We start from the raw sequence: 16,016 nt of genomic DNA, 5'->3' as shown, positions 1-16,016 counted from the left end.
TCGCAGTAGGTTCGGATGTCGCGTGGCGTACGTCGGGGGGCGAGGCAGGGCAGGCGGGTGCCGGACCACGGCCGAGGGGAGCAGGGGTGCGCCGGGGCACGACGGTCGGGGGGCGCTACCGACTGGTGCGCGGCCCCCTCAGCGGGGGCATGGGCGAGGTGTGGATCGCCCGCGACGAGCGCCTTTCGCGTGAGGTCGTCCTCAAGCGCCTTCGGCCCCCGGACCGGCGGATGACCCGGTCCGACCGCCTGGACTTCGACCGCCTCGAAGCGGAGGCGCGGGCCCTGGCCCGGTTCAGCCATCCGCACGTGGTGACCCTGCACGACGTGCTCGCGCTGCCCGAAGGCAGCCGCGTCCGGGTGCGCCGCACGCCCGCCTCCTGGCTCGTGATGGAGTACGTCGCCGGGGGCAGCCTCGTGGACAGGGCGCCGCTGCCGCCGGAGCGGGCCGCGCGCGTCGGCGCCCAGATCGCGGCCGCCCTCGCCGCGCTGCACGCCGAGGGCATCGTGCACGGCGACGTGAAGCCGGGCAACGTCGTCGCCACCCCCGAAGGCCTCGCCAAGCTCGCGGACTTCGGCGCCGCCTACCGCGTCGGCGGCCGCGAGACCCTCACCCGGCGCGGCGCCCTCAGCTACACCCCCGACTACGCCGCCCCCGAAGTCGTGCGCGGCCACCCCGAACCGGCGTCGGACGTCTTCTCCCTGGCCGCCCTGGTGCACACCCTGGTCACCGGAGTGCCGCCGCGCCCGCACACCGGCAAGGACGTCGACCCGTTCGTCTCCGAGCGGCAGGCCGAGCGCGGTGAGGTCGCCCTCGCGCCGGGCCTGGGACCGCTGGCCGGGATCCTGCCCGCGCTGCTCGACGCCGCCCCGAAGAACCGGCCCGACGCCGCCGAGGCGGAGCGTCTGTTCGCCCGCGTCGCGGGCCCGCAGGAGCCGCTGCCCGCGCCGGGCCCGGACACCGAGTCCGACGGCGCGGGCCAGGACAGCGACGCGGGCCTGGACCGGGCCGTGCCACGGGGCCGCAAACGGCAGTACGTGATCGTGGCGGGCGTCGCCGTGGTGACGCTCGCCGCCGCCGTGTGGGGGCCGGGCCTGTGGCCGGGCGGGCGCGACGACGACGGCGACGGCGACGCGGCGGGACCGGCCATCGGCGACCACCGCACGGCTGACCCCTGCGCGCTCGCCGACCCCGCCGCCCTCGACCGCTTCGGCGACGCCACGCTCGACCGGAAGTACGGCAACTTCGACCGCTGCGACGTCCTCGTGGACACCGGCGACGACGAACCCGTGGACGTCGAGATCCACTTCGACACCGGCGGGGCGTCGGGCCTGCCGAAGCCCTACCGCACCGAAGGACGGGTGGCCCTGGTGAAGGAGGCCGACGACAGCGACGTGTGCGTGCGCACCATGGTCCCGGCCACGGACCCCGGCGTGGACGTCTCCGTGGCCGCGCAGCAGGACGACGGCGACGCCCCGCTGTGCGCGATGGCCGACGCCGCCGCCCGCGTGGCCGTGCGGCGCCTCAACGACGGCCCCATAGGGCGCCGCCCCGACCCGCCGCGGGGCTCCCTCATCCGCGAGGACGCCTGCGCGCTGCTGCGCGCCAAGGACCTCGAAGCCATCCCCGGCATCGACGCCGGTGACCCCGACGTCGGCTTCGGCAACTGGGACTGCGAGTGGGCCAGCACCACCAGCGACCTGTGGCTGGAGCTCCGCTTCGACCAGGGTCCGCCGCCGGACGCCTCCGACGGCGCCCTCACCCGCGTCGCGGGCCGCCGCGCCGTCATCGAGCCGGACGCGGAGGGACCCGGCACCTGCCGCGTCCGCGTCGTCCACCACGACCCCGGCGGCGGCCGCACCGCCGAAACCCTCAACATCACCGTCGGCGGCACCCCCTCCGCCCCCCGCCTGCGCCACCTGGCCCTCACCCTGGCCACAGCAGCCACCACCCACACCACCTAACCCACTTCGGCCCGCCCGCTCTCCGGCCTGCCTGCCGCCGCCTCTGTGGGCGGCTGGTCCGCCCAGAGGGCGGAACGGGCGGGCACAGGGGCGGACCCCGCCGCGCCGGGCTGCGCACCCCCCCCGCCTCAGCCCCGCACCACCCGCACCCACACCCGCACCCCCCGCCCACAGGCCCCGGCACCGATTCCCTCCCCCCTCAGGAACCGGCACCGGCCCCGCGTCCACACCCCCGTTGTAGGGCAGACCCCCCGGGACGGGTCCCGCCCACGGCGGCCCACACTGCGGGCACCGCCCGGAGAACGAGGAGACGCCCATGAACAGTCCCGCGAGCCTCGCGCGCGGCGTGGCGCCCGCCCCGCCGGGCACCCTGCACGCCCGCACCGTCACCGGCGCCGTCCAGGCCCCGCCGCACCCCGGCCGCACCCTGCGCTTCGGCCGCGGCGACGAGCGGGACGTCGACCTCGGGGTCGGCGAACACGACCTGATGGTCAGCCGCAGGCACGGCGAGCTGACCTGCCGCGGCCGCACCTGGTGGCTGCGCAACACCGGCCAGCAGCTCCTGCGCCTGCCGCGCGGCCGGATGATGCACGCCACCACCGAGCCCGTGCCCCTCGCGCCCGGCTACACCCCGCTGTTCGTACGCGGCTCGGGCTACCGCGAGCACCTCGTCGAGCTGTACGTCACCGGCCACGACGACCGCGGCCCGGTCTCGCGCCGCCGCGCGGACACCGTGCCGCCCCAGCGGTGGCCCCTGTCCGACGAGGAACGGCTGCTCCTGGTCGTCCTGGGACAGGAGTACCTGCTGTACGAGGAGCGCCCCCGGCCCCTGACGTACGCGCGGGCCGCGGCCCAGCTCGCGTATCTGCGCGGCGACGAGCAGTGGGGGGAGCGCAAGGTCGAGTACCGGATCGAGGCCGTGCGCCGCAGGCTGCACGACAGCGGCTTCCCCTACCCGCTCCTGCACGACCCGTCGACGGGCCGCCCCAGCGACAACAGCCTCCTGCACCACCTGCTCAAGGGCCTGGTGGAGTCGACCACGCTGGTGCCGCCCGACCTGGAGCTCATGGACGACGAGCCGGAGCCGGAGGCGCAGTCGTAGGCGCAGCCGCAGCCGCGGCCGCAGCGGCCAGCGACTCCAGCAGGAACACGGCGGCGTCCCGCACCGGCGGGGGAGCGGCATCCGGCGCGCGCAGCCCGCGCGCCACCCGCCCGAGGACCTCGGTGGTGCGCGCGGACCCGAGGTCGCGCACGCGCGGCGCGAGGTCCGCGAGGAGCCGCTCCGTCTCCCGCCAGGCCCCGGCACCGGCGAGCGCGGCGAGCAACTGGGCGGTGAACAGGTGCCGGTAGGAGGGGCCGGGGGCGGTGGCGGCGCGGTGCAGCAGCGGGACGGCGCGGTCGGTGTCGCCGAGGCGGGCCAGGACCCAGCCCCGGTGGCCGGTGAGCTCCGCCTCGTCCAGCCACCAGGCCCACGGCGGGTCGCGGCGCGAGACGCCGTCGAGGAACAGGCTCCCGGCCCGCGCGAGGAGCCGCCGCGGCTCCTGCCGGGCCCCCAGCATCGCCGTCGCGTGCGCCTCGCGGATCAGGACGAGGCCCGCCACGCGCGGCGGCAGCGGGCGCGGCCCCCGCGCGCGCCCTGCGGCGGCGAGGGCCGCGCGGGGGCGGCCGGTGTGGGCCAGGAGCATGCTGTCGTTCAGGAGCGTGAGCCGGGCCGTCCAGCGGTCGCCCGCGCGCTCGGCGAGGGCCAGCGCACGGGCGTTGAGCCGGTGGGCCCGCCGGTGCGCGCCCGCGTCGAACAGGATCCACCCGGCCACCTCGTACAACTCGGCGAGCGCGGCGAGCACATCACGGTCGGAGCGGACGTGGAGATCCGTTCGGGGGCCGGGGCCCTGCGGGGCGCGGGGCACCCGGGCGAGTGCCTCCCGCACCAGGGGCACGGCCGCCCGCGCGCCGTGCGCGGCGTCCAGGGCGACGAGCCGCCGGACGGCGTCCCGCGCCCACGAGGCGACGTCCGCCCGCCCGCGGCCGTCCCCGTCCCCCACTCCGTGCTCCACCACGCCCCCGGCCCCCGAACGGATCTCTACGTCCGCTGCAACGGCCCCCGGGACGCCGCTGTTCCCGCCACCGCCTGGGCCGGGGCAGGGGCCCCGCCCCACTCCATCCGCGCCCACGGCAGCGCCAGTTCGGCCACGGACGTCACCGTGCGGGGCGCGAGCTCCTCCAGGGGGACCGCCTCGGCGTGCCGGGCGAACACCGTGTCCACGTACCGGTGGCCGGTGTCGGCGGCGAGGAACACCGTGGTGCCGCCCGGGCGGCGGGCGTGCTCCCAGCGGGCCGCCGCGTACCCGGCGCCGGTGGACAGGCCCGCGAAGACCGCGTGCCGCCGCAGCAGGTCGACGCTGCCGGAGAGCGCGGCGGTGAACGACAGCCAGTGCACCGCGTCGTACGCCTGGTGCGAGACGTTGGCGAACGGGATGGAGCTGCCGATCCCGGCGATGATGATCTCCGGGTCGGCGACGTGCTCGCCGCCGAAGGTGACGCTGCCGAAGGGCTGCACGCCCACCAGGCGCACGGCTGCGGAGCGCTGGCGCAGATAGCGGGCAAGGGCGCCGGTCGACGCGCCCGAGCCGACGCCTCCGACGAGGGTCAGGCCGCCGGTGGCGCCGGTCTCCTCGTAAAGGCGCTGAGCGATCGCCTCGTAGCCCAGGTAGTGGATGTCGTCGTGGTACTGCCGCATCCAGAAGTAGTCGGGGTGCTCGCGCAGGATCTCGTGGACGCGCGCGACGCGCCGCTTCTGGTCGAGCTTCAGGTCGTCGCTCGGCGGCATCTGCTCCAGGCGGGCCCCGAGGACGGCCAGTTGCGTGCGCAGCGTGTGGTCGACGGTGGTGGAGCCGACGATGTGGCAGCGCATGCCGTAGCGGTGGCAGGCGAGCGCGAGGGCGTAGGCGTAGATGCCGCTCGAACTGTCGAGGAGGGTGTCGCCGCGGCGCACCGCGCCGGTGTCGAGGAGGTGGCGCACGGCGGCGAGGGCCGAGACGACCTTCATGGTCTCAAAGCGCAGGCAGGCGACACCGTCGGCCACGCGTATCAGGTCGGGGCGGCCGATCGCTTCCGCGATGTGCTCGTCCATGCGGGGGCTCCTCGTGGGTGGCTGGGGCGGCGCCTTCGCGCCGGGAGTCGTCGGTGGTGGGGAAGGTGCGCGTGGCGGGGATGCCCGCGGCCTCCAGCGCCCCGCGGCAGCGGCGCAGGCGTGCGCGCAGGTCCGGGGCGGTGGCGTCGAACAGGAGCCCGGCCACGTTGCCGCTGTGCGCGATCTGCACGCCGACCGCGCCGACCCGGCCCGCGATGTCGGTGAGCGTGCCGAACTCCTCGTGGGCGAGGACGCCTTGGCCGCGGCGCGCGCTCTCCGTCGCCACATAGCCAAGGAGGACCGGGTCGGCGGTGGCGACGGCCCGGCGCAGCAGCGCCCGCAGCCGTTCGTACGCCCGCACGTCGGCCGCGTCGTAGGCGTCGCAGGCCGGGGACGCCAGGGCCAGCGTGTCCACCGGCCGCCCGCCCCCGAGGGTGCAGCCGACCACGACCGCGGGCGGCAGCGCGGCGCCGAGGTCCTCCAGGACGCGCCCCTCGCGCTGGGCGAACAGCAGGGGGCGTCCCTCCAGCATCAGCGGGTCCGAGGCCCGTTCGGCACGCACCGCGATGCGGGCGACGGCGCCGGGGGACAGACGGGTGCCGAAGGCGTCGGCGACGGCGCGCACCGCCGCGATCACATCGCTGCTCGACGAGCCCATGCCGAGGCCCACCGGGATGTCGCCGGTCAGCCTCAACTCGCCGCCGCCGAGCGGCTCCTGGCAACGCGTGGCGCACTCCGCGAGCGCGTACGTCGCCGCGCGCAGCGCCTTGACGCGGTCGGCGGGGACCACCGTGACGTCGGCGGTGTCCGGGCGGCGTACGAACTCCGCGCGGGTGCCGAGCGCGGCCATCGGCAGCGTGACCAGGCCCGCGCGCCGCCGCCCGCGCCCGTCGAGGAACACGCCCTGCAGGATCTCGCCGTGGTGGCAGGCGGCACGGCCGGTGCCGAAGGCCGGTGTGCCGGGCGGGCCCTGCCGCGCGCAGGCCCTCACGCCCCGCCCTTCGCGCGCGGCGCGGCCCGGTACCGGTACAGGGCCGTCGGTTCGGCGCTGAACTGCGAGAACGGGAACGGCTCCGCGGACAGGGCGGTCACGCCCGCGCCGAGGAAGGCCCGCGCGACGGCGCTGCCGGACTGCGCGTACACGATCAGCGGGACGCCGCGCTCGCGACAGCGCGCGAGGATCGTGTCGAAGCTGCCGTTGGACAGCGTCATGCCGGTGGCGACGACGGCGTCGGCGGCGTCAAGGACCTCGTGCATATCGCGGGTGACCGGGTCGCCCCACTGGGTGGCGCGCAGGTTGAAGTCGCAGGGCAGCGGGTCCCCGCCGCGCTCGCGGATCGCCGCGACCAGCGGGTTGACGACGCCGATCAGGGCGACTCGGGCGCCGGGGGCCAGGTCGAGCAGGCCCGCGATGGCCGTGTCCCTGGCCACCGCGCGCACCTCCGGAGGCCCGGCGGGCAGCGTCACCGGCTCGGCGCGGGGGTCCTCGCGGTGCGGCCGCACGGCGGCCAGGTACGCGTCGAGGGCGGCCACGCGCAGCGGGGCGGGCGCGTCCTTGAGGAGCGAGGCGAGCGGGCTGCCCGAGGCGTCCTGGCAGACCGCCGGGTCGATCTCGCCCGCCTCGAAGGCGCAGCCGCCGAACGCGCCGCCGACGCGCACGAGGACGTACTGGTTGAGGTAGGTGACACCGCCGCCCGCCAGGCGCGTGCCGTGGTGGATCCAGAACACGCTGGTGGCGGTCAACTCGGCCGGATTGGGCCCGAGCTCACCGGCGAGGGCGGCGGCGAGCAGTCCGTCCGTGTCCTTGAACGTCGTCAGGGCTTCGGTGTGCTTCATGCCCGGCCTCCGCGGGTGAGCTGGAACGTGAACAGGAAGGTGAGGACGCCGTCGCGCCAGTCGCGCACATGGGCGACGCCCGGTGTGAACCCCCGCTCCTGGGCGTCGCGCACGATGCGGCGCAGGTCCGCCGTGTTCGAGGCGACCAGGTACACCACGCCGTCCGGCGCGAGCAGTTCGCGCTCGGCGAGCTGGGTGAAGAACCGCGCGAGCAGCGGCGCGCCGACGCAGGTGTTCCGTACGACGTCGGGGTCCTCGCTCACCGGCTGGCTGACGGCGGGCGGGTTGAAGGTGACGACGTCGAGGCGCGTGCCCGGCGGGAGGCCGTCGAAGAGGTCGCCCGCCGCGGGCAGGAACGCGGTGCCGTCCCGGGGGCCGACCAGGCGCGCGTAGTGCCGGGCCGCGGTGGCGACGCTCTGGGCGTGCACGTCCATCGCGTAGATCTCGGCGGCCCCGCGCACCCCGGCGGCGACCGCCTCGACGCCGAGCCCGGCGCCCATGGCGCCGTAGCGCAGGCCGCGGGTCTCGATGCGGCCGTCGAGGACGCGCTCGTGGATCAGACGGCTGGTGTAGCCGGGCAGGAAGACGCCCGGCGGCACGTCGAAGGCCCAGCCGTTCCACTCGTACGCGCGCGTGGTGCGCAGGTCCGCCTTCGGCTGGTTGAGCGCGATGATCCGCTCGGCGGGCAGCGGCGGCGGCAACTGCCGCAGCAGGTCGGGTCCGGTGGCCGTGGTGTCCATCAACTGTCCTTTCCTTGAGGCATTTGAGGTACTCGAGTCATTCAAGGTCTTTGAGGTTCTTCAGGGGGCTTTCGGGGGTGACGGCAGGTGCCGTCCCGCGGTAGCTGACCGTGAGGTGGCCGAGGGCGTCGGGGCCGGTCTCGGCGTCCACCTCGAAGACCTCGGCGAGCAGCGGCGGCGTCAGGACGTCCTTCGGCGGCCCGGCGGCGACCATGCGCCCGCCGTGCATGAGGAGGAGCCGGTCGCAGTGGCGGGCGGCGAGCGCCAGGTCGTGCAGGGCGACCAGGACCGTCTGGTCGGTGGCGGCGAGCAGGGCGAGCAGCTCCAACTGGTGCTTCACGTCCAGGTGGTTGGTGGGCTCGTCGAGCAGGATCGCGTACGGCTGCTGCGCGAGCGCCCGCGCGATGTGGGCGCGCTGGCGCTCGCCGCCGGACAGGGCGTTCCAGGCGCGGTCGCGCAGCGCGGTCAGGCCGAGCCGGTCGAGGGCGGCGTCCACGACGATCCGGTCGCGGGCGTCGAGGCCGCGCCAGCGGTCGCCGAACGGGGTGCGCCCCAGGCTCACCACGTCCGCGACGCGCAGGTCGCTGGTGGTCTCGGCGGCCTGCTCCACGAAGGCCACGCGGCGGGCGACGCGCCGGGCGCCCCAGCCGGCGATGGGCTCCCCGTCGTAGCGGACGGCGCCCGCGTCCGGGGTGCGGAGTCCGGCGAGACAGCGCAGCAGCGATGACTTGCCGGAGCCGTTGGGCCCGATCAGGCCGACGGTTTCGCCGGGCGCCACGTCCAGGGACACGTCGTCGACGATCCTCCGGCCCCCGGCCGACCAGCTCAGCCCTTCCGCGGTGATCCTCACAGCTCCCCCCGCCTGCGCAGCACGAGCAGGAACAGCGGCACCCCGAGCAGCGCCGTGAACACCCCGACGGGCACTTCCTGCGGGGTGAAGGCGACCCGCGCCAGCGCGTCCGTCCACACCAGGAACACCGCGCCCACCAGCGCCGAAAGCGGAAGGAGCACCCGGTGTCCCGGCCCGGCCAGGAACCGCACGCCGTGCGGGACGATCAGTCCGACGAACCCGATCGCGCCCACGGACGCCACCGCCACCGACGTCATCAGGGACGTCACCACCAGGAGCGTCCAGCGCGTCGCGCGCACGTCGACGCCGAGCGAGGACGCGGTGTCCGCGCCGAAGGAGAACCCGTCGAGGGCGGCCGAGTTGAGCCACAGGACGAGCAGGCCGACGGCCGTCACGGCGGCCGTCACCGCCACCGCGTCCCAGCGCGCGGGCGCCATCGACCCGAGCAGCCACTGCGTGATGCCCCGGATCATCTCCGCGTCCCCGGACGCCATCAGGACCAGCGAGGTGAGGGCCGTGAACAGCTGCGACACCACGACGCCGGTCAGGACGATCCGCACCGAGTCCAGGCCGCCGCGCCGCAGCAGCAGCATGAGGAGCGCGAAGGACACCATCGCGCCCGCGAACGCGCCGCCCGTCACCCCGAGCGAGGCGGAGCCGACGCCGAGCACCACCACGGCGACGGCGCCGGTCGAGGCGCCCGAGGAGATGCCCAGGAGATAGGGGTCGGCGAGCGCGTTGCGCGTGACCGCCTGCAGGGCCGCGCCGCACACCGCGAGACACGCGCCGACCAGCGCCGCCATCAGCACGCGCGGCGTCCGCAGCTCCCAGATCAGCGAGTCCACGAGCGGCGGCAACGGCTCCACGTCCAGGCCCAGATGGAAGCCGACGCTGCGGGCGACGTCGCCGTACGACACGTCGGTGGTGCCGATGCGCACGGACACGGCCGCCGAGGCGAGCAGCGCGACCGCGCACAGAAGGAAGAGACCGGCCCGCGCGCCGCCGGACGCGGCGGACGCGGCGGGCACGGTGGGCGCCGCCCCCGCGCCCCGCGCCGACGGATGCAGCGGGTCCCCGGCGCCGACGACTCCCGCGAGCTCCGCGCTAGCGGACATGCCCGAGGTCCTTCATCCCCGCCACCAGGCGCGGCAGCGCGCTGGACGTGCGGACCGAGGGGTCCATCTCCGTGCCGGGTATCTCGATGAACCGCTTGCCCTTCACGGCGGGCAGCTGCGCCATGACGGGGTTGTCCCGCATCGCCTTCAGCTTGTCCTCGGCGCTGTCGCCGGGCTTGCCGCGCTCGGACAGGTCGCCGACGACGATGAAGTCCGGCTTGCGCTTGGCGACCTCCTCCCAGGTGACCTGCGGCCAGTCCTCGTCGAGGTCGTCGAAGGCGTTGCGCGCGCCCACGATCTTGCTCATCTCGCTGGGGATCGCCGACTTGCCCGCCACGTACGGGGTGTCGCCGTACACGGAGTACAGCCACACGACGCTGGGCTCGCCCTTGACCCGGTCCTTGGTCTTCGCGGCCGCCGCGAGCGTGGCGCGCTGCTTCTTCACGAGCTTCTGGGCGCGCTTCTCCACGCCGAAGATCCGGCCGAGGTCGGTGTAGTCCTGGAACAGCAGCTCGAAGGGCGTCTTGGCGCGGCCGCCGGACCGGTTGTCCTTGGGGCAGTCCACGGCGCTCACGTACGAGGGCAGGCCGAGCCCGGCCAGCTCCTCGCGGGTGCCGACGCGGTCCTTGGTGAAGTAGTCCGCGAAGCCGCCGATGGCGAGGTCGGGCGTCGCCGCGCGCAGCTGCTCGCTGGTGAGGATCTTCGGGCTGAGCACCTTGACCTCGTCGTACGCCTTCTTGTACTCCGGCGCGATCTTCGTCTTGAGGTTGGACGTGCCGGCCATGCGGTCCTGGAGGCCGAGTTCGAGCAGCACCTCGGTGGAGGACTGGTCGAGCGCGACGGCGCGCCGGGGCGGCCGCTCGAAGCTCAGCTTCTCGCCGCAGCTCGTGACGGTCGTCGCACGGGCGGCGGCCCCGCCGCCCGACGAGCCGCCGTCACCGGACGAGCAGCCGACAGCCGTGAGTGCGAGAGCCAGGGCCGCTGTGCCGAGGCGGGCGGGGTGACGCATGGGACCTCCGGTCTTGGGTGGGACGAGATAAGAGTACTGTAATGGTAATCATTTTCATTACGGGGTTCCCGGGGTGCCGCCATGCGGGGCGCACCCGCCCGAAAGTCCGTCACTGGTACGGCACTTGGGCGCGCGGACGGACCCGCATAACGATTTCGAGACCCGCGCGCGACCTCGCGCGGACGACAACGGAGGAGCACGACACGTGGCGACGACACCGGCACGAGCGGCCGATGCGGCCGGGCACGACGACCCCGGCGGCCGGGCTGAGGCAGCGCGGCGGGAGGGGCACGAGCCGCCCGCAGAACGGGCCGCACACGACGACGCGGACCGGCGGGCCGGGGCCGGGCCCGAGGGGCGGCGGAGTCGCGGTGAGGCCGAGCGGGACGGGCGTGGCAGGGGCGCGTCTCGGGCTGAGCGTGCCGGGCGGAGCGGAGGTGGCCTGCGGGCTGAGCGCGATGAGGATGACGGGCGGACCGGGGCCGGGCCGGACGGGCCCGACGGGTGGCGGGGTCGTGGTGAGGCTGAGGGGGATGGACGTGGTGCGGCGCGGGCCGGGCGGCGGGGGCGTGGTGAGGCTGACGGGGATGGGTGTGGCAGGGGCGCGTCTCGGGCTGAGTGTGCCGGGCGGAGCGGAGGTGGCCTGCGGGCTGAGCGCGATGAGGATGACGGGCGGGCCGGGCCGGATGGGCCCGACGGGTGGCGGGGTCGTGGTGAGGCTGAGGGGGATGGACGTGGTGCGGCGCGGGCCGGGCGTGCGGGTGGTCCGGGGGCCGAGCGGGGGGAGGAGGGCACAGGCGCGCCCGCGGCGGGTGCCGGCCGGCGGGCGGGGGTGTTGACGGACGTCGTCTTTCTGCGGCTTTGGGCGGGGACCACCGCGTCCGGGCTCGCCACCTGGGCGCTGCCGTTCGTCCTCGGGCTCGCCGTCCTCGACCGCGCGATCGGCGCCCCGGCCCTCGGCCTGCTGCTCGCCGCCCGCACCGCGGGCTTCCTCGTCGCCGTCGCCGTCGGCGGCGTCCTCGCCGACCGGTACTCGCGGCGCGGCGTCGTCCTGTGGGCGGGGCTCGCCGCCGCGGCCTCGGCGCCCCTGCTCGCCCTCGGCCTCGGCCGCTCCCTGCCGCTGATGCTCGCCGCCGCCGTGGTCGCGGGCGCCGGGCAGGGCGCGTGCAGGCCCGCCTTCCAGGCGCTGACCGCCGAAGTCGTCGACGAGGACCGACGGCAGGCGGCCAACGCCGCCATGACCCTGTCCGTACGCGCCACCACCCTCGCCGGGCCCTCGCTCACCGCGCTGCTCGCCGTCGTCCTCGACACCTGGGCGCTGCTGCTGGGCATCGGCGTGCTGTGGCTGGCGGCGGCGCTGGTGCCGGGCCCGGGCGCCGGGCGCGCCGCACGCGGCGGCGCGGTCGCCGAACGCCCCTCCTTCCTCGCCGAGTTCGGCGAAGGGCTGCGCGAGGCGCGGCGGCACCCCTGGTTCCTCGCCGGGCTCGGCGCGCTGACCGTCGTCATCGCCACCGGCTACTCGGCGACCGCGGTCGCACTGCCGCTCGTCAGCCGCGACACGTACGGCACCGAGGTGGTGCTCGCCGCCTCCCTCACCGCCTATACGCTCGGCGCCCTCGGCGGGGCCCTGGTCGTCGCCCGCTGGCGGCCGCGGGCCCAGGGGTGGGCCGCCCTCGGCGGGCTCGCCCTCTACGGCTTCGCGCCGCTCAGTCTGCTGCTGCCCGTGCACTGGGTGGTCGTCGTGGCCGCGTACGCCGTGGCCGGGGTGGGCATCGAGCTGTTCAACGTGCCGTGGTTCACGGCGACGCAGCGTGAGGTCGCGCCCGACAAGCTGGCCCGCGTTTCCTCCCTGGACTTCATGCTGTCCTACGGCCTCGCGCCCCTGGGGCTCGCCCTGATCGCCCCGGCCATCGAGCACTTCGGGGCGCGGCCGGTGCTCCTGGTGTGTGCGGTGCTCTGCTTCGCGGCCCCCCTCGCGGCGGGCCTACCCTCCACGGCCCGCACCTTCACCCGCCGGGTACCCCCCACCTGACCTGCCCCCGGCACTCCCGCGCGCCGGAGTCCCCCACCCGCCCGCCCCTCCCTCGCCGCTTCGCGGCTCGTCCTCAAGCGCCGGACGGGCTTGATGGTCCGCTCCTGCCACCGTCGGCTGACGCGCTCAGCCGCTTCGCGGCTCGCCCTTCGGACGTCGGACGGGCTGGATGGGTCTCTTCCGGTCTGCGTCGGCTGATGTGCTCCGCCGCTTCGCGGCGGAGGTTCCCCGCCCGCCCGCCCCTAAAAGGGGCGGGCGGGCGGGGAGAAAGCGAGCGCGTTAGCGCGAAGCCACCCGCACCCGAAGGACGGCAGGAGCGAGATCCAGGGAGGGCGGGTGGGTGGGGGAAGAGGGGAGCCCGGTCACAGCGGGGCCTGCCAGGTGGTGGTCGTGCCGGGGTCGGCCCCGGGGCCCGCCCCGTCGTCGAAGACGACAAGCCGCACGCCCGCCCTCCCATCGGGCAACGGCACCGCGTCCACCGCCACCTCCACCCGCGTCACCCCCACCCGCCGCGACGCCCCCGCCAGGGCCCGCCGCAACGCGGTGAGCAGCCGCCCGGCGACAGGCTCCGTGACCTGCGCGTCAACGGCCCCCGAGAACCGCACCGAGGGCCGCACCCCGAGCACCGCCCCCGCGCCCGCCGTCTCCTTGAGGACCTTGCCGCGGAACGTGGTCGGCGCGTCGGCGGGCGGCTGCTGGAGCGCGAAGATCGCCGTACGTACCTCCTGGATGGTGGACTCCAGCTCGTCCACGGCCTGGTCGAGGGCCGACTCCACGGACGGCGAATGGGCCCTGCGGCGCGTCGACTCCAGCATCATGCCGGTGGCGAAGAGCCGCTGGACGACGAGGTCGTGCAGGTCGCGGGCGATGCGGTCGCGGTCCTCGAACACGGCGAGCCGCTGCCGGGACTGCTGGGCGTCGGCGAGGACGAGGGCGAGCGCGGCCTGCGAGGCGAACTGGGTGGCGAGCAGCCGCTCCACGGCCGTGTACGGGCGGTCGCCGCGGCGGCGGGGGAGCGCGAGGGTGCCGATGAGGCGGCCCCCGGCCTGGAGCGGCAGCATCATGCTGGGCCCGAACCGGGACCGTACCCGGGTGGTCATGCGCGGGTCGGTCGCCGAGTCCTCGATGAACACCGGCTGCCCGCCCAGGAGTTGTTCGAGGACGGCGCTGCCGGGCTCGATGGTGGTCCCGATGAGGTCGTTCTGCGCGGCGGCCGCGGGGTGCGGCCGCCGCGGGGCAGCGCCGGGGGCGCCCCCACCGCGTACCTCCTCGTCCCGCTCGACCCCGCTGGCGTCGCGGACCGCGTCCGTGGCCGCCGCGACGATGCGCATGCCGCCCTCCTCCGTCGGCTGCAGGACGACGCCCGCGGCGGCACCGGCCAGGAGGCGGGCCTGCTGGGCGACCGTCATCAGGGCGTCGGGGGCGGCCTCGCCGGTGAGGAGGGCCGTGGTGACCGCCGCCGCGCCCTCGATCCAGCGCTCGCGCTGACGCGCCGTCTCGTACAGGCGGGCGTTGCCGATCGCGATGCCCGCCTGCCCGGCGAGGACCCGCAGCAGCCCCCGGTCCTCGTCCGTGAAGGAGCCGCCGGGCTTGTCCGCGAGGTGGAGCCGCCCGAACTCCTCGTCGTGCACGTGCAGGGACACGCTCAGGGCGTCCCGCCCCGGACCGTCCGCCCCCGCATCCCCTGCCGCGTCCCCCGCAGTGAACACCTCACCCCCGCCCTCCTCCCCCTCCCGCACCCGCAGCACCCCGCGCCGCGCGCCCGTCAGGGCGGTGGCGCTGTCCACGATGTGCTGGAGCGTGGGCCGCAGCGCGAGCTCCGTGCCGATGGCGAGGACCGCGTCCAGGAGCAGCGGCAGCGGCGGTCCGCTGGCGTCGTCGGTCATGGCGGCGGCGCACTCCTCGAGGTGACGGAGGGACAGGGCGTTCGTCAGCCCGCCAGCGGGTCGAGGACCAGCGGCTGGATCTTGCCCTCAAGCATGGCACCGAGGCCGAGCACCGCGCACACGTCGGGGCGTTCCGCGATGTGCACCGGCATGCCGGTGGCGTCCCGCAGCATCTGGTCCAGGCCGGGCAGGAGCGCGCTGCCGCCGACCATCATGATGCCGCGGTCGGCGAGGTCGGCCACCAGGTCGGGGGGACAGTCGCGCAGCACCTTGCCGATGCCGTCGAGCACCGCGGTGAGCGGGGTGTGGATGGCGTCGCGGACGGCGGCGGTGTCGACCTGGACGGAGCGGGCGAGGCCCGTCGCCACGTCGCGGCCGTGGATCTCGGTGGACTCCGGGCCGTGCGGGGTCAGGCCGTTGCCGCTGAGGGCCAGTTGCAGTGGACGTACCGACTGGGAGGGCAGCATGAGTTCGTGCTGGTGGCGCAGGTGCTGCACGATCGCGTGGTCGATGGCCTCGCCGCCGACCGGGATCCGCTCGGCGGTCACGATGGAACCAAGGGAGAGGACCGCGACCTGCGTGGTCGCCGCGCCGCACACCATGATCATGGTGGCTTCGGGCCGCTCCACCGGGAGCCCGCAGCCCACCGCCGCCGCGATCAGGGTGTCCACCAGCTCCACGCGCCGGGCGCCGAGCCCCACCATCGTCTCCACGGCGGCGCGCTGCGCGAGCGGGTCCGCGTCGTGCGGGGTGCAGGCGGCGGCGCGCAGGCGGGGCTTGCGGCGCAGGGCGCGGCGCAGCTTCTCGCCGAGCAGGTGGCGCAGCATCCGCTGGCACATCTCGATGTCGACGACCGTGCCGCCGGACACGGGCCGCATCACGCGGATGTAGTCGGGCGTGCGCCCCGTCATCTGCTCCGCGAACTGGCCGACCGCGATCAGCGCTCCCGTACGGGTGTTCACGGCGGCGCAGCTGGGCTCGTCCACGACGAGTCCGGCGCCCTTCACGAACACGCGCGTGCGCGCCGCCCCGAGGTCGACGGCGATATGGCAGCGGCGCAGCTGTTCCAGGCTGACGGTCATGGCGGATCCTCCCGAGAGCACAGACCGCGTACGGGCCGCCGGACCACGGCCCCTGTCTCGCATCGTGCGCGGGCCGCGGGCCGGCCGCGCGCTGGGCTGAGCCGCCCGGGGCGCCGCCGCACGGGTGGTTCTCGCGGCGGCGAAGACTCCTTCCCGTACGGCGTGGGCGCGCGGTTACCATCCTGTCTCCTTCGTGGGTACCACCGCCTTCAGGCGGTGGGGGAAACGAAGCTCCTGCGGAGCAGGGCAGGGAGCGGGGGTTCGCCCCCTGGGCGGACCCCGTTGTCAGTGGCCCGCACTACGGTGATCACAATCGTTCTGGAAGGGGGTGGGCCGCGTTGATACGCGCGTACAAGTTCCTGATGCGGCCCA

The 16,016-nt window shown here is 75.7% G+C and carries 13 protein-coding genes; 3 read left to right on the top strand and 10 right to left on the bottom strand.

The window, feature by feature from the left end:
* Positions 1–86: 86 nt before the first annotated feature.
* Together AC07A4_RS07650 and AC07A4_RS07645 are read left to right on the top strand one after the other, a co-directional pair.
* Positions 87–1,964: a serine/threonine-protein kinase gene (locus AC07A4_RS07650; protein WP_478594438.1), complete on the top strand. Its 1,878-nt coding sequence runs from the start codon at positions 87–89 to the stop codon at positions 1,962–1,964.
* A 316-nt stretch (positions 1,965–2,280) separates the two neighbouring features.
* Entirely contained in the window at positions 2,281–3,066 is a 786-nt protein-coding gene (locus AC07A4_RS07645; protein ID WP_478594435.1) for an FHA domain-containing protein, read from the top strand.
* Here the strand turns inward: AC07A4_RS07645 and AC07A4_RS07640 are convergent.
* From AC07A4_RS07640 to AC07A4_RS07605, 8 genes are read right to left on the bottom strand one after another with little or no spacing between them, the layout of a single operon-like run.
* Positions 3,029–4,021 carry a DNA-binding protein gene (locus AC07A4_RS07640; RefSeq protein ID WP_478594432.1) on the bottom strand — a complete coding sequence of 331 codons (993 nt, stop codon included), beginning with the start codon at positions 4,019–4,021 and terminating at the stop codon, positions 3,029–3,031. The genes AC07A4_RS07645 and AC07A4_RS07640 overlap by 38 nt on opposite strands.
* A 23-nt stretch (positions 4,022–4,044) precedes the next feature.
* On the bottom strand, positions 4,045–5,094 hold the full coding sequence (locus AC07A4_RS07635; protein WP_478594429.1) for a pyridoxal-phosphate dependent enzyme: 1,050 nt from the start codon (positions 5,092–5,094) through the stop codon (positions 4,045–4,047).
* The gene (locus tag AC07A4_RS07630; protein WP_478594426.1) at positions 5,015–6,085 is read right to left on the bottom strand and encodes a GHMP family kinase ATP-binding protein; all 1,071 of its coding nucleotides are present in this window, start codon (positions 6,083–6,085) and stop codon (positions 5,015–5,017) included. Before AC07A4_RS07630 ends, AC07A4_RS07635 begins: the two co-directional genes overlap by 80 nt.
* Positions 6,082–6,930, bottom strand: a complete 849-nt coding sequence (locus AC07A4_RS07625; protein ID WP_478594424.1) for a Rossmann-like domain-containing protein — start codon at positions 6,928–6,930, stop codon at positions 6,082–6,084. The genes AC07A4_RS07630 and AC07A4_RS07625 overlap by 4 nt, the downstream gene beginning before the upstream one ends.
* Complete coding sequence (locus tag AC07A4_RS07620) at positions 6,927–7,670, bottom strand: class I SAM-dependent methyltransferase (RefSeq protein WP_478594422.1); 744 nt, start codon at positions 7,668–7,670, stop codon at positions 6,927–6,929. Before AC07A4_RS07620 ends, AC07A4_RS07625 begins: the two co-directional genes overlap by 4 nt.
* A gap of 37 nt (positions 7,671–7,707) precedes the next feature.
* Positions 7,708–8,520, bottom strand: a complete 813-nt coding sequence (locus tag AC07A4_RS07615; RefSeq protein WP_478594419.1) for an ABC transporter ATP-binding protein — start codon at positions 8,518–8,520, stop codon at positions 7,708–7,710.
* Positions 8,517–9,635 (bottom strand): FecCD family ABC transporter permease, encoded by a 1,119-nt coding sequence (locus AC07A4_RS07610; protein WP_478594417.1) that lies wholly within the window; start codon positions 9,633–9,635, stop codon positions 8,517–8,519. The genes AC07A4_RS07615 and AC07A4_RS07610 overlap by 4 nt, the downstream gene beginning before the upstream one ends.
* Complete coding sequence (locus AC07A4_RS07605; protein ID WP_478594414.1) at positions 9,625–10,644, bottom strand: ABC transporter substrate-binding protein; 1,020 nt, start codon at positions 10,642–10,644, stop codon at positions 9,625–9,627. The genes AC07A4_RS07610 and AC07A4_RS07605 overlap by 11 nt, the downstream gene beginning before the upstream one ends.
* 832 nt (positions 10,645–11,476) lie before the next feature.
* Here AC07A4_RS07605 and AC07A4_RS07600 point away from each other — a divergent pair.
* Positions 11,477–12,676, top strand: a complete 1,200-nt coding sequence (locus tag AC07A4_RS07600; protein ID WP_478594411.1) for an MFS transporter — start codon at positions 11,477–11,479, stop codon at positions 12,674–12,676.
* Positions 12,677–13,038: 362 nt separating this feature from the next.
* Here the strand turns inward: AC07A4_RS07600 and AC07A4_RS07595 are convergent, their stop codons facing one another.
* Positions 13,039–14,562 carry a GAF domain-containing sensor histidine kinase gene (locus AC07A4_RS07595; protein ID WP_478594408.1) on the bottom strand — a complete coding sequence of 508 codons (1,524 nt, stop codon included), beginning with the start codon at positions 14,560–14,562 and terminating at the stop codon, positions 13,039–13,041.
* 44 nt (positions 14,563–14,606) lie between these two features.
* Positions 14,607–15,644: a rod shape-determining protein MreB gene (gene mreB / locus AC07A4_RS07590; RefSeq protein WP_478594405.1), complete on the bottom strand. Its 1,038-nt coding sequence runs from the start codon at positions 15,642–15,644 to the stop codon at positions 14,607–14,609.
* Between the last annotated feature and the right edge of the window lie 372 nt (positions 15,645–16,016).

This window comes from Streptomyces sp. NPDC043996, from assembly GCF_056435225.1.
This window is presented reverse-complemented; position numbering and strand designations above follow the sequence as displayed.